Origin of the sequence: Pontivivens ytuae, assembly GCF_015679265.1 — a bacterium.
GTDB classification, from domain to species: Bacteria; Pseudomonadota; Alphaproteobacteria; order Rhodobacterales; family Rhodobacteraceae; genus Pontivivens; species Pontivivens ytuae.
This window is the reverse complement of record NZ_CP064942.1, coordinates 3,305,988-3,319,694: the sequence shown is the minus strand read 5'-3', so window position 1 is coordinate 3,319,694 and position 13,707 is coordinate 3,305,988. Positions and strand designations below refer to the sequence as shown.

Annotated in this window: 13 protein-coding genes; 6 read left to right on the top strand and 7 right to left on the bottom strand. The window is 68.5% G+C overall.

Translation table 11 applies throughout. The annotated features are described in order from the left end of the window. Positions 1-36: 36 nt before the first annotated feature. From I0K15_RS16450 to I0K15_RS16440, 3 genes are read right to left on the bottom strand one after another with little or no spacing between them, the layout of a single operon-like run. Positions 37-390, bottom strand: coding sequence for a DUF6713 family protein (locus I0K15_RS16450; RefSeq protein ID WP_196102571.1), 354 nt, complete (start codon positions 388-390; stop codon positions 37-39). Between the two features lie 16 nt (positions 391-406). Continuing rightward, positions 407-892 (bottom strand): DUF192 domain-containing protein, encoded by a 486-nt coding sequence (locus I0K15_RS16445; protein ID WP_196102570.1) that lies wholly within the window; start codon positions 890-892, stop codon positions 407-409. Next, positions 861-1,352 (bottom strand): cold-shock protein, encoded by a 492-nt coding sequence (locus tag I0K15_RS16440; RefSeq protein ID WP_230374160.1) that lies wholly within the window; start codon positions 1,350-1,352, stop codon positions 861-863. The genes I0K15_RS16445 and I0K15_RS16440 overlap by 32 nt, the downstream gene beginning before the upstream one ends. 297 nt (positions 1,353-1,649) lie before the next feature. On the opposite strand from I0K15_RS16440, the gene I0K15_RS16435 reads away from it, so the two are divergent. Then, positions 1,650-2,387 carry a hypothetical protein gene (locus tag I0K15_RS16435; RefSeq protein WP_196102568.1) on the top strand — a complete coding sequence of 246 codons (738 nt, stop codon included), beginning with the start codon at positions 1,650-1,652 and terminating at the stop codon, positions 2,385-2,387. Between the two features lie 3 nt (positions 2,388-2,390). On the opposite strand, the gene I0K15_RS16430 is transcribed toward I0K15_RS16435, so the two are convergent. From I0K15_RS16430 to I0K15_RS16415, 4 genes are all read right to left on the bottom strand, one after another. Then, positions 2,391-3,125: an SDR family NAD(P)-dependent oxidoreductase gene (locus tag I0K15_RS16430; protein WP_196102567.1), complete on the bottom strand. Its 735-nt coding sequence runs from the start codon at positions 3,123-3,125 to the stop codon at positions 2,391-2,393. 330 nt (positions 3,126-3,455) lie between these two features. Beyond that, positions 3,456-4,109 carry a GntR family transcriptional regulator gene (locus I0K15_RS16425; RefSeq protein ID WP_196102566.1) on the bottom strand — a complete coding sequence of 218 codons (654 nt, stop codon included), beginning with the start codon at positions 4,107-4,109 and terminating at the stop codon, positions 3,456-3,458. A gap of 1 nt (position 4,110) precedes the next feature. Continuing rightward, positions 4,111-6,078: a tripartite tricarboxylate transporter permease gene (locus tag I0K15_RS16420; protein WP_196102565.1), complete on the bottom strand. Its 1,968-nt coding sequence runs from the start codon at positions 6,076-6,078 to the stop codon at positions 4,111-4,113. 55 nt (positions 6,079-6,133) lie between these two features. Then, a complete protein-coding gene (locus tag I0K15_RS16415; protein WP_196102564.1) occupies positions 6,134-7,213 on the bottom strand; it encodes a type 2 periplasmic-binding domain-containing protein in 1,080 nt (359 codons plus the stop codon). A gap of 132 nt (positions 7,214-7,345) precedes the next feature. Between I0K15_RS16415 and I0K15_RS16410 the strand changes: the two genes are divergently transcribed. Genes I0K15_RS16410 through I0K15_RS16390 form a run of 5 tightly spaced genes read left to right on the top strand, consistent with a single transcriptional unit; the run spans position 7,346 to position 13,622 of the window. After that, on the top strand, positions 7,346-8,929 hold the full coding sequence (locus I0K15_RS16410) for a thiamine pyrophosphate-binding protein (protein ID WP_196102563.1): 1,584 nt from the start codon (positions 7,346-7,348) through the stop codon (positions 8,927-8,929). Continuing rightward, positions 8,929-10,344, top strand: coding sequence for an aldehyde dehydrogenase family protein (locus tag I0K15_RS16405; protein ID WP_196102562.1), 1,416 nt, complete (start codon positions 8,929-8,931; stop codon positions 10,342-10,344). Before I0K15_RS16410 ends, I0K15_RS16405 begins: the two co-directional genes overlap by 1 nt. After that, entirely contained in the window at positions 10,341-11,738 is a 1,398-nt protein-coding gene (gene tcuA, locus I0K15_RS16400; protein WP_196102561.1) for an FAD-dependent tricarballylate dehydrogenase TcuA, read from the top strand. The genes I0K15_RS16405 and tcuA overlap by 4 nt, the downstream gene beginning before the upstream one ends. Next, entirely contained in the window at positions 11,725-12,831 is a 1,107-nt protein-coding gene (gene tcuB / locus I0K15_RS16395; protein WP_196102560.1) for a tricarballylate utilization 4Fe-4S protein TcuB, read from the top strand. Before tcuA ends, tcuB begins: the two co-directional genes overlap by 14 nt. Next, positions 12,828-13,622 (top strand): NAD(P)-dependent oxidoreductase, encoded by a 795-nt coding sequence (locus tag I0K15_RS16390; RefSeq protein WP_196102559.1) that lies wholly within the window; start codon positions 12,828-12,830, stop codon positions 13,620-13,622. Before tcuB ends, I0K15_RS16390 begins: the two co-directional genes overlap by 4 nt. Positions 13,623-13,707: the final 85 nt, after the last annotated feature.

Genomic DNA, 13,707 nt, shown 5'->3' with positions numbered 1-13,707 from the left:
AGCGCGGCAGCACGGCTTTGGAAAGGGCCATTCCGCTCAGAGGAGCAGTGCGAGGTGGACGAGGCCGAAGAGACCCGCGCCGCCGATGAGGATCCACGAGGTCAGGTTGTCAAACTCGTTCGCCGGATGGGTCCGGAACAGCCAGTGCAGGCCGACATGGATCACCGCGAAGGTGGAGAGCGCGGCCGCCCCCACCGTCGCCGCGCCCTGCAGCGCGAGCCACAGGAGTGCGGCGAAGAGCGGCACGTGGAGCCAGACGAACACCGCCTCACCGCGCGCCTCCGGCAGATCGCGCAGGAGCGGCAGGATGCGCCATTCGTGGCGGCGCATGGCATCGAGTTCATGCGTGAAGAAAAAGCCGGCCATCAGCGCGAAGGCGAGATCGGCCATGGCGCCGCCCGCCCCGTCAGTCGCCGCAGGGCCAGGCGGCCTCGGTGCCGAACGACGGATGGCGTAGCTCCGCCCCCGGCGAGAGCCCAAGCAGCGTCGAGAGCCCGCCATTGATCTCCAGAACCGCGACGATGTCATCGGTGGCCGATGGAATCGGTGTCTCGTCCAGCGGAACGGCGTTGACGTGAATGTCGCGCACCACACCCCGCTCATCGAGGAAGATCATGTCGAGCGGGATCAGCGTGTTGCGCATCCAGAAGCTGCGCCGCTGCGGGCCGTCGTCGTAGAGGAAGAGCATCCCCTCGAACTGCGGCATGTCCTCGACGAACATCAGGCCGCGGGCGCGCTCCTCGACATCGTCGGCGATCTCGACGGTGAAGGTCGCCTCGACGCCCTGGTGGCGCAGATCGACGCGGTCGTCCCGGCATTCGGCCGCGACCGCACCGCCGGCGCAGAGAAGAGCGAAAAGGCTAGGAAACCACCGTGTCCCAATTGCGGACATACATCACCATCCGTCCCCGTGGGCCGTCGCCGATATGGGCGGCAACCGCTTCGTTGGACTGTAGATCAGCAATGCCGCAACGCCGCAAGGTCTCCATATGGACGAAGACATCCTCGCTGTCGCCGAACACGTTGAGAAAGCCGAAGCCCTTCACGCGGTCGAACCACTTCACCCGGGCGGGGACGTATTCGATCTCGCTCGCGGCGGGGATGTCGATCACGGCGCCGAGCGGCCCGTGCGCTGGCTCCTCCGGTTGTTCGACCTCGACGACGGCGCTGGCCATGCGGCCCTTCTCCGTCTCCTCGACCTCGACGGTGATGGCACCGCCTTCGAAGAGCTCACGCAGGCCCGCGGCCTTCAAGACGCTGGCGTGGATCATCACGTCGCCCGCGCCGTCCTCCGCCACCATGAACCCAAAACCGCGCGTGGTGTCGTACCACTTCACCTGTCCCGAAACCATGTATTTTACCATTTTCTTATTGTCTTTCAGCGGAGTACCGAAAGAGTGTCCCATCCTCGACGGTGAACGCAAACCCACGTCCGACGCGCATCCCTGCCCCGATCCGACCATGGCGTGTCGTCCCCTGACCGAAGCGTCGAAAGGATAGATATCGCCTTTCGCTTGTGTCAAGCAGGCCACTACGGCCAGTAGGGGAGCGCGACACGGGTGCCACAGCACAGATCTTTTCGAACGGCGCGCTTCTGGCTGCCGGCCCTTGTTTTGATGGGAGCATGCGCCGCGCCGCTGCCCGTGCTCTTGCCGGACGCAGACGGTGTCCAGCGCGAATTCCTGCTGACGGCGGGGCAGACGCAGCTCGTTTCGCGCTCCATCGACGACGTGGATGACGTCGCCGACGCCGCCACCCGGCGCAGCATCGAGGAGATCGCAAGCCGCCGCCGGACCGAGGAGGTGCGCCTCGACCAGCTCGCCTACTTCTTCCGCGCGCCCGACGGTCAGGCCTACCTGCTCGCGAACGGGGAGAAGGCGCTGGTGCGCGGCGAGCCGGTGGCGCAGTGCCCGGTCCAGATCTCCATCCGCAGCGCCGAACCCGATCCGGGCGGGCGCGACACCATCGCCACGGCGCTCGACCTCTGCCATGCGGAGCTGGGCAATCTGGGGTTGGAGGAGGATTGCGGCTGCCGCCTGCTCGCCCACGGCGCCATCCTGCGCGCGGAGCTCGCGGCGTTCGAATACGCCATCGACCTTCCCGCCCGCCTGTTCCGCGGCGGGCGCCTTGACCCGATCACCTATTTCGCCCGTGAGATCGTGGAGGAGAACGGCGACCGCGGCGTGGTGATCGAGGTCGGCGCGGAGCGGGTCGTGACCCTGCGCTACGACATGGCGTCGTCCCCCACGGCGGAGGCGACCTTCCCGAACGGCACCGTCGTTCCGGCCGAGCGTCAGCCCGTCGGCTTCGACCGCGGGCGGCTGCGCGAGAGTTTCACGCTGACCGATCCCGAGGGCGCGGCTTTGCGGGTTATCGTCGGGCCCTGAGGCTCAGACGTGCTGGCCGCCGTTCACCTCGATCTCGGTCCCGGTGACATAGGCGGAACCCTCGGTGCAGAGGTAGTAGATCGTCTTGGCCACCTCCTCGGGCTTGCCGAGGCGGCGCAGGGGTAGCGTCTCCACCAGCTTCTCCGTGCCGGGGCTGAGGATATCGGTCTCGATCTCGCCGGGGGCGATGGCGTTCACCCGCACGCCGAGGGGCCCATAGTCATGCGCCATCTCCCGCGTCAGCGCCGCTAGTGCCGCCTTCGACGTGGCATAGGCGGCGCCGGCAAAGGGGTGCACGCGCGCACCCGCGATGGAGGTGACGTTGACGATCGCCCCCTGCGCCGCCGTCAGCTCCTTCTGCAGGCCCCGGGCGAGGACCACGGGCGCGAAGAAGTTGACGTGAAACACCTTTCCCCAGTCCCGCAGGTCCGTGTCGAGGGTGGAAAGCCGCGCGCCGCCCTCCCCTTTCGGCGAGATCCCGGCATTGTTCACCAGCGCCTCCAGCCGGCCGGCCAGCAGCCGCCGCCTGATCTCTTCCACCGCCTCCATCGTGTCGTGAGGATCGGAGAGATCGACCTGGATATGATCCTCCGGCCCCGCCTCCCACGGGCAGTTCTCCGGAAACGGATGGCGCGAACAGGTGATGACCCGCCACCCGGCGGAAGAGAAGCGCTTGACGGTCGCATGCCCGATCCCGCGGGAGGCGCCGGTCAGAAGCAGCGTGCGGCGATCAGGCATGGCGGGCTCCTTCGGCAGCGCAGCAAACCCAAGCTAGGCGCTCGGGAATGCCGCGGCAAGCCGGGGCTACGACCGGGGACAACCTTGCTCACTCGTCAAATGGGCAGCCAAGTTCGAGTACACGACTGAACGTGAAAGACTTGGATAAAACGTCGCAATTTTGTCTGCCGGTACAGGGCGCGCTTTTCGCGAAGAAAGGTACAAGAGTTCACTGCGCGGAAATACGGCCGGGCATCACCGAAACCCGCTTGATGACAGAGCTGAACCGTTGAACGATGGCAGTGACTACACCGCGTTGCAACTAATATCCGCAATGAGACAGACCGCGCCCTAGCCCGCGTCATAATAGAGGATGGTGAGCCGGGCCTTGTGGGCTGAGCGGATGTGCTTGCGCGCGGCCGCCTCGGCCGCGGCCGCGTCCCGCCGGGCGATCGCGTCCAGAATGGCGGTGTGCTCCTCGATCGCCTCGGCCTGTCGGCCTGGCACCGACAGCGTCGTGCGACCGAGGAGGGCCATGGACTGCGCGAGGCCATCGAGGGTCCGGTTCAGATAGCGGTTGTGCGCGCCATCGCAGATCGCCCGGTGAAAGATCCGGTTCAGGCGCGACGCCTCGGCCGGATTGGCATCGTTGGGCTTTTGCCTTGCCAGAAGGTCCGACAGGGCCGCGATCTCCATCTCCGATGCGTGCTGTGCGGCGAGGGCCGCGGCGGTCGCCTCCAGAACCTCGCGGATCGTGTAGAGTTCGGACACCGCCTGGTTGTCGAGCTGGTTCACGGTCACGCCGCGATGCGGCTCGTGGACGACGAGGCCGTCGCTTTCCAGCCGCCGGATCGCCTCGCGCACCGGGGTGCGCGACAGCCCCAGTTCCGACGCGAGCTCCCCCTCGTTCAGACGGTCGCCGGGCTTGATCCGACCGGTCAGGATCTTGTCGCGGATCTTCTCGAAGGCTTCGTTGGCTGTGAGCTTGCGGGGCTTGTCGTTCAACTCAGGTGTCCAGTGGGAAAGGCAGGTCCCACATGTCCTGCAGCAATCCGCGTGGAAAGTCGAGCGACAGCAGCCAGGCGAGGAGCGCAAGTACACCGAGCGCGGCGGCCCCGCCCAGCAGCGCCCGCACCGGCGAGACCCCGCTGCGCAGATGGAGGAAGAGCCCGGCGAAAAGCCCCACGGCGAGCCAGAACCCGATCAGCAACGTTCCCGCCAGCAGCCCCACGACCCACGCAACCTGTGGCCAGGCGGAGCGCTGGACCCTGGCCACGCCGTCGGGCCGGTCGAGGTCGCAGAAGATCGGGCTGCCGGGCGGGCTCCGCCAGACGAGGAACAGCGTGACCAGCGACAGGCCCAGCATCGGCAGGGCGATTACCTGTGGAAAGAGGCGCCCACCCGGCGTCAGGCCCCAGGTGGTCACGAGCACGAACACGGCAGCACCGACCATCGTCAGCGTGATCGCGATCTGCCCCGCGCTGCTGCCGTAACGCGGGCGCCCCTCGGCCGAGCGCTGCGCCTTCAGCAGCAGGTAGCCCGCCCAGGCCGAGAGCAGGCAGATCGCAACGAGCGCGAGGAAGAGCGGCCGCTGGAAGACCGACCAGCCGTAGAACTGCGTCGTCTGGTAGAAGTTCGTCTCCAGCCCGTAGGCGAGCACGAAGCCGATCATGAGCGCCGGCCGCGGGAAGCCGTAGCGGCGCAGGAAGTAGGCGAAGATGCCGATGCCCGTCGCCACGATCAGATCGCCCCAGGCCCGCGTCGACTGGAAGGCGGCGAAGAGCACCATCGCGATCAGGAACGGCGCGATGTACTTGAAGTCGATCGTCGTGAGCCGGGAGATGGGCTGCGCCAGCACCACGCAGAGCACCGCGCCCAGGATGTTGGCGAGCGCCAGCGACCAGATGATGGTGTAGACGAGCTCGATCTCCCGCGTGACCATCTGTACGCCCGGCTGCACGCCAAGCAGGATCATCCCGCCGAGCAGGATCGCGGTCGCTGCAGAACCCGGAATGCCGAAGATCAGCGTCGGCACCAGCGCGCCGCCCTCCTTGGCGTTGTTGGAGCTCTCGGGCGCGAGGACACCGCGGATGTCGCCCTTGCCGAAGCCGGTCTTGTCCTTCGCGGTCTGGACGGCGTGGGCATAGGCGACCCAGTCAACCACCGTTCCGCCGAGGCCCGGCAGCATGCCGAGGAAAGTGCCGAGGCCCGAGCAGCGCAACACCAGCCAGCGATGCCGGATCGCGTCGCGCACGCCGTTGAGCCAGCCGCCCCGCAGGGTCGCGCGCTCCGAAATGGCACTGTCGCGGCGCATCAAGTCGATGATCTCGGGGATCGCGAAGACGGAAATGGCGATCACCATCAGTGGGATGCCGTTCGAGAAGTAGAGGATCTCGAACTCCATCCGGTATTCATTCGTTGCCGGCGTGATGCCGATCATGCCGATGCACAGGCCCAGCATCGCCGTCATCAGGCCCTTGAGGAACGAGCTGCCGGACAGCACGCCCACCATGGTGAGGCCGAAGACGGAGAGCATCAGCATCTCCCCGGTGCCGAAGGCGAGCACGATGGGCCGCGCGATCTGCAAAACCAGCGTCAGGATCACCGCGCCGAAGAGCCCGCCGAAGAGCGAGGCGACGAAGCCCGCGGCGAGCGCCCGCGCGGCTTCTCCGCGCTTGGCGAGGGGGAAGCCGTCCTCCACCGTCGCCTGGCTCGAGACCGAGCCGGGTATGCCAATCAGCACCGCCGGAAAGGTGTCCGATGTGGCGACCACGCTCATCACCCCGAGCATGAGCGCCAGCCCGCTTACCTGGTCGAGCCCGTAGATGAAGGGCAGCAGCAGCGCGAGGCCGACGGAGCCGCCGAAGCCCGGCAGGATCCCCACCATGAGGCCCAGCAGCACCCCCGCGATCAGATAGAGCGGCGTCGTGCCGGACAGGATCTGCGCGAAGGCAGACAGCAGGTCGTGCATCATGTCGGGATCCCCACGCGGCAGGCCGGGCCGCCTCGCAAGGCGGCCCGGATCCGGATCACTGGCTGAAGTTGTAAGCCTCGCTCAGCCAGTTGAGCACCCACGCTTCGGCCTCTTCAGGCACTTCGGTGGCGGCGGCCTTCGCGACGGTGAGCGCGTCCTCGCCCACGATCTGCTCGTAGACGCCGATGCCGCCGACCAGCGTCTCCATCGCCTCGGGATCGTCGACGATGGCCTCGAAGGCGGCGCGGTAGGCCTCGATGATCGCGGGGTCGGTCTCGGCGGGCAGCATGATGAACTTCTGTGCGCCGAAACCCGCGGCATGGAAGGCGCGCCAAGCGTCCCATGCGGGACCGGACGGCGCCTCACCCTTCACCATTTCATAGACCTCGGGGAAGGTCGGCATGTCCGGGAAGGTCGGGTCGCGAACGATGTTGCCGTCCGCGTCCAGCGCACCCCAGGTGAAGAGCGGCACCATATCGCCTTCCTCCACCAACGGCTGCACGCCGTTCAGGTAGGAGGGTGTCGTCTGGTAGTCGATCTGCAGCTCACCCCGCTGGATCGACTGCAGCGCGTTGGAGCGGGACTGCATCCCGAAGACCGGCTCCACCTCCAGCTCGAGCAATTGGAAGGCCAGGAGCGGCACGAGGTCGAGCGTGGCGACCCCCTGGCTGCCGTAGCGGGCGCCGGTGCCCGCGATCTCCATGATCTCGGAGGCGTCGGCGATCCCCGCATCGGCGGGCACGTAGACGACACCGCCCGAGGGCGAGGCGAAGACCGGCGTCCAGTCGGCATAGTCGTAGCGCACCCGCGGGTCGCGCAGCAGGAACGGGATCTGGATCGAACCCGAGGTGCCGAAGATCATGGAGCCGTCGGCCTCCATCCGCCGGGCGAACTCGTTGGAGCCGCCGATGCCCCCGCCCTGATTGTTGTTCACCACGTTCACCACGGGCTCGCCGGGCAGGTTCTCCCGGATCAGGGGGGCGAGCGTGCGGGCCCAGACATCGGTGCCGCCGCCTTCGCGGAAGGGCACCCAGAACTCAATCGTCTCGCCTTCGAAGCTCACCTGAGCCGAGGCCGGAACGGCTGCCGAAAGGCCGGCGGCCATCAGAAGCATCGCTGCTCTGCGGTTCATCATGTCGTCTTTCTCCCGTTGTGGCCGGTCGCTTCGTCGCGATCGGCGCGGCTGCCCGGTGCTTCCATTCACCAGTTGTATTAAACTAAATACAATTGTATGCAGCTTTGCAACGGAAGATTTTGGAGATCGGCGATGAACGTATCGGACTACATGGCGCGCTACCTGCGCAGCTCGGGCATCGACACCATCTTCGGCTATCCCGGCGATCCCTCCGTGGAGTTTCTGGAGGGATGCCGCCGCGAGGAGATGTCCTTCGTTCTCGCCCGTCGCGAGGGCACTGCGGGCCTGATGGCGGAGGCTTACGGAATGCTCACCGGGCGGCCAGGCGTCGCGCTGTCGACGCTTGGGCCGGGCTCCACCAACCTGGTCAATGCGGTGGCGAACGCCACGCTGGACCGGACGCCGATGATCGCGATCTCCGGCCAGATCGACACCAAGCGGATGCCCACCTTCACCCACCAGGTGGTCAACCAGGACGCGCTGTTCTCCCCGGTCTCGAAATACGTGGCCACGGTTGGCGCGAACAATGTGGGCGACGTGATGCGCAAGGCGCACCGCACCGCCATCGCACCGCGGCCGGGTGCCGTTCACCTCACCACCCCGGCCGACGTGGTCGGGGCGGAGGTCGTGAACGACGCGATGAGCGTGCCGCCCGTGCGCGCGGTCGGCGGTCCGGCCGACACGGCGGAGGCGGTGCAGCAGATCCGCGCCGCACGCCGTCCCGTCATCCTGTTCGGCATCTCGGCGATGCAGCGCGATGCGGGGGCCGAGCTCGTCGCCCTCGCCGAGCGGATCGGTGCGGCGATCGTCGCGGCACCGATGGCCAAGGGCACGGTGAGCGAGGAGCATCCGCTCTTTGCAGGGACGCTCGACATGGCCTGCAACCAGATCATGTGGGACTTCCTCGACAGCGCCGATCTGATCCTGTGCGCCGGTTTCGACGCGGTGGAGCTCATCAAGCCGTGGTCGGTCTCGCCGCCCGTCATCCATATCGACGAGGTGCCCAACACCGACCAGATCTACGCCGCGGGGCTGGAACTGGTGGGCGACCTGCCGCTGACGCTCGCAGCCCTTGCCGATACGGTGGCCGACGCGCCGGGCTGGCCCCTCGCCGATGTGGCCGCCCATCGCGAGGCGCTGGGTGCGGCCTTCGACGACGGGCGGGTCGCGGGCGTACTGAACCCGTCGGACGTGATCCGCATCGCGCGCGGCGCCGTCGCGGGGGACGCGATCGTGACCACGGATGTGGGCTCCCACAAGCTGCTCGTCGGCCAGGGGTGGCGGCCGGGCGGGCCGCGGCGGCTCCTGATGACGAACGGCCTCTCCTCCATGGGCTTCTCCCTGCCTGCCGCGATCACGGCCAAGATGCTGAACCGGGGCACGGAGGTGGTGTGCTTCACCGGCGACGGCGGCCTCGCCATGGTGCAGTCGGAGCTCGCGCTCGCCGCCTCGATGAAGCTGGGGCTGAAGGTCGTGGTCTTCCTCGACAACTCGCTCAACCGGATCGAGCTCAAGCAGATGGCGCGGCAATACGCCTCCACCGGCACGCGGATCGATCCGATCGATGTCGGCGGTCTGGCCGGGGCGATGGGCTGCGATGGGGTGGAGGTCGAGGACGAGACCGCGCTCGGCGACGCGCTGTCGACCCGCACGACGGACCGCCCGCTGGTCATCGGGGCGCGCATCGATCCGGCGCAATACGTGGCCCAGTTCTGATGAGCGGCGTCGACGCCATTCCCACTGGCTGTTTCGTCGGCGGCACCTTCGTGGACGGCGGACAGGGCTTCGAGGTGCTCGACAAGTTCCACCTCACGCCCGCCGCCCGGGTGAGCGCCGCCGACGCGGCGACCATATCCCGCGCTCTCGACCTTGCCGCCGCCTACCAGCCCGCCTCCGGGGCCGAGCGGGCGGCGCTGCTGCACCGTGTCCGCGACCGGGTCGCCGAACGACGCGACGCCTTCCGTGACGCGATGGTCGTCGAGGCGGGCTTTCCGATGCGCGACGCCGCGGGTGAGATCGCCCGCGCGCTCGAAACCCTGAAGCTGAGCGCGGAGGAAGCCGGCCGCCTGACCGGGGAGATGGTCCCCTTCGACGGGGCGCCCGGCGGCGCCGGAAGGATCGGCTTCACCCTGCGCAAACCGGTGGGCATCGTCGTCGCCATCACGCCCTTCAACGCGCCACTCAACACCGTCTGCCACAAGATCGGCCCGGCGGTGGCGGCGGGCAACGCGGTCATCCTGAAACCGTCGGACCGCACGCCGCTGACGGCGAACCTGCTGGCGGAGTGCTTTGCCGAGGCGGGTGCGCCCGATGGCGTGCTCGCGGTGCTGCATGGCGGGGCCGACGTCGCGGGCCTGCTCCTCGACGATCCGCGGCCCGGCTTCTACGCCTTCACCGGCTCCACGCAGGCGGGACGCGCGATCCAGGCGCGGGCCGGGCTGCGGCGTACGCAGATGGAGCTTGGCAGCATCGCGGGGACCATCGTGCTCGCCGATGCCGATATCGGGGAGGCGGCGGCGAAATGCGCCGGTGCCTCCTTCCGCAAGGCCGGGCAGGTTTGCACCTCGATCCAGCTTCTCTTGGTGGAGAAACGCGCCCTGCCCGAGTTCGGAGATGCCTATCTGAGCCATGTCGAGACGCTCGTCGCGGGCGATCCCGCGCGGGAGGAGACGGATGTCGGCCCGGTGATCTCGCCCGAGGCCGCCGACCGCATCGCGGCGCTGCTGGAGGGGCAGACGCTGCTCACCGGCGGCGAGCGCGACCGCTCCGTCATCGAACCGACGGTGATCGCGGACCCCGATCCGCTGAGCGCCGCGGCAACGCGCGAGATCTTCGGCCCTGTCGTTTGCCTGATTGGGGTCGACAGCCTCGACGAGGCCATCGCGCGGGTTAACGCGACGCCCTACGGCCTTGCCACCGGGCTCTTCACCCGCGATCTTGGCGCCGCATTTCGCGCGGCCGATCAGCTCCATGTGGGCGGCGTCCATGTGGGCGAGACCTCGTCCAGCCGCGTCGATCTGATGCCTTATGGCGGGGTGAAGGCGTCGGGGTTCGGGCATGAGGGTCCCGCCCGCGCCGTGCGGGAGATGTCGGAGGAGCGGCTGGTGACATTTACGGGGTTTGCCTCATGAGCTGGGACGTGCTGATCGCCGGCGGCGGCAACGCGGCCCTCTGCGCGGCCATCGCGGCGGCGAAGGACGGCGCGCGGGTGCTGGTGGCGGAGGCCGCGCCGCGGGCCTGGCGCGGCGGCAACACCCGCCACACCCGCAACTGCCGCATCGCCCATGACGAGGGCAACGGCATCCTGACCGGCCCCTACCCGGTCGACGAGTTCATGGACGACCTGATGCGCGTCACCAAGGGCCGCACGGACGAGGAGCTCGCCACCCTGACGCTGGAGAAGTCGAAGGAACTCTGGGATTTCCTCGAAGACCAGGGCGTGCGCTTCCAGCCCTCGCTCGGCGGGACGCTGAGCCTGGGGCGGACCAATGCCTTCTTCCTCGGCGGCGGCCGCTCGATGCTGAACGCGCTCTACCGGACGGCGGAGGATGCGGGCGTGGAGGTCCGCTACGACACCCGCGTCGCGGCCCTCGACATCGAGGACGGCTTCTTCAAGGGCGCGACGCTGGAGCGCGACTGGCAGAACGGCGGGCCGGAGCGCGAGGAGGTCACCGCCCGCGCCTTCGTCGCGGCGGCCGGCGGCTTCGAGGCCAATATCGACTGGCTGAAGGAGGCGTGGGGCGACGCGGCAGAGAACTTCCTGATCCGCGGCACCCCCTACAATACCGGCGGCGTGCTGCGCCAACTGCTCGACGCGGGCGTGCAGCAGGTGGGTGAGCCCGACCAGTGCCACGCCGTCGCCATCGACGGGCGCGCACCGAAATTCGACGGCGGGATCGTCACCCGGCTCGACTGCGTCCCCTTCGGTATCGTGCTCAACGCCGAGGCCCAGCGCTTCTACGACGAAGGCGAGGATTTCTGGCCGAAGCGCTACGCCATCTGGGGCCGCCTGGTCGCCGCCCAGCCCGAGCAGGTCGGTCATGTGCTGATCGACGCGAAGTCCATCAACCTCTTCATGCCGTCGGTCTTCCCGCCCGAGCGTGCGGACACGATCGAGGAGCTGGCCGGGAAGATCGGCCTCGACCCCGCGGCGACGCGCGCCACGGTCGACGCCTTCAACGCGGCCTGCGTGCCGGGCATGTTCGACCATGCCGCCCATGACGACTGCCGGACCGAAGGGCTCGACCCGCCGAAATCGCACTGGGCGCGCCCGATCGATACGCCGCCCTTCTACGCCTACAGCCTGCGTCCGGGCATCACCTTCACCTATATGGGCGTCCGCGTGAACGCCGATGCCCGCATGGTCATGGAGGATGGCAGCGTCAGCCCCAACCTCTTCGCCGCCGGGGAGATCATGGCCGGCAACGTGCTGGGTCAGGGCTACCTCGCCGGGATCGGCATGACCATCGGATCCGTGTTCGGCCGCATCGCCGGAGAAAGGGCAGCCGCCTATGTCTCGAATTGACCTTCCCTCCCTCGCCTCCGCCGCGCAGGACGAGGTCGCGCGCCAGATGTCGATCTGCAATGCCTGCCGCTATTGCGAGGGGCTGTGCGCCGTCTTCCCGGCGATGGAGCTGCGCCGGGTCTTCGAGGGGCCGGATACCGACTACCTCGCCAATCTCTGCCACAACTGCGGCGCCTGCTACTACGACTGCCAGTACGCGCCGCCGCACGAGTTTGCGGTGAACGTGCCGCAGGCCCTCGCCGAGCTGCGGGAGGAAAGCTATGCCCGCTACGCCTGGCCGGGCTTCATGGCGCCTGTCTTCGAGCGCAACGGCGTCTGGATCGCACTGGCGGCGGGGCTGTCGGTCGCGCTCTTCATCCTGGGCTTCGCGCTCTGGTCCGATCCCGGAGCGCTGACGGCGAGCGGGAATTTCTACGCGGTGATGCCGCACAACGCGATGGTCGCCGTCTTCGCCCCCGCCTTCCTGTTTCCGCTGGTGGCGATCGCGCTGTCGCTGGTGCGCTTCTGGCGGCTGACCGGCCCGACGCCGGGGCTGACCTTCGCCGCCCTGCGGCAGGCGACGCGGGACGCGGCGACGCTGCGCTATCTCGACGGTGGCGGGATGGGCTGCATGACGCAGTCCGAGCGCCCCGACACGTGGCGGCGGCGCTTCCATCACCTGACCTTCTACGGCTTCCTGCTTTGCTTCGCCTCGACCTCGTCCGGCACGATCATGCACTACGTCCTCGACTGGCCTGCGCCCTACGCTTGGTGGACGCCGCCGAAGCTCTTCGGCGTGCCGGGCGGGCTGGGGCTCGTCATCGGGGCGGCGGGGCTGATCTGGTACGACCGCGCGCGCGACGGTCGGCTGCGCCCGGCGAAGCAGACCGGCATGGGCGCGGCCTTCACCTGGACGCTGCTGGCGCTCGGGGCCACCGGGCTCGCGCTCTACTGGCTGCGGGAGACGCCGGCGATGGGCGTGCTGCTGGCGGTGCATCTGGGCACGGTCTTCGCCTTCTTCATCACCATGCCCTACGGCAAGTTCGTCCACGGCCTCTACCGCTACGCCGCACTCGTCCGGCACGCCTACGAGCAGAAAAGGGCGCATCCGTGAAGGTCGCGTTCCTCGGCTTTTCCGAGGCCGGTCCGGCCTTTGCCGAGGTGCTGATCGCCCATGGCGCCACCGTCTCCGCCTACGACCCGCGGCTGGGGGAGGATGGGGCACTCCGGGCGAAGGCCGAGGCGACGGGAGCGACGATCCACGGAACGCCGGGGGACGCAGTGACGAAGGCGGAGCTCGTGATCTCCACCGTGACCGCCGCGTCCGCCTGTGCCGCGGCCCGCGGGGCAGCACCCGCGCTGCGACAGGGGCAGATCTATCTCGACCTGAACTCCTGCGCACCGGACACCAAGCGCGCGGTGGCCGACATCGTGACCCCCACGGGCGCCAGCTTCGTGGAGGGTGCGGCGATGGGCCTGATCCGCGGGCGCGGCGGGGACGTGCCGCTGCTGCTCTGCGGCGCGGATGCGGAGGCGCTTGCCGCGCGCCTGCGAGAGGCCGGACTGAACACCCGCGCAGTCGGCGCGTATCTCGGCCGCGCCTCGGCCATCAAGCTGATGCGCTCGGTCTATGTGAAGAGCATCGAGGCGCTCTTCGTCGAAGCACACGTGGCCGCCGCGCGCCTCGGCGTCGAGGACGAGGTGCTCGCCTCCCTCTCCGAGACCTTCCCGGGCCCCGACTGGCCAGCTCTCTCTGCCTACCACATCGGCCGGGTCCGCGCCCACGGCGCCCGGCGCGCGGAAGAGCTCGACGAGGCGGCCGAGATGATCGAAGCGCTCGACCTGCCGTGCCGCATGGTGCGCTCGGCCGCCGAAGTGCAGAGGGCCGGGGCAGCCCAAGAGTAGCATCTGAGTCGCTCGGCATGTCACCCGCGCCGCATGACAGTGTTGAAACAATTGTCTATTTGCCGGGATCTGTTCCGTCCTTCAC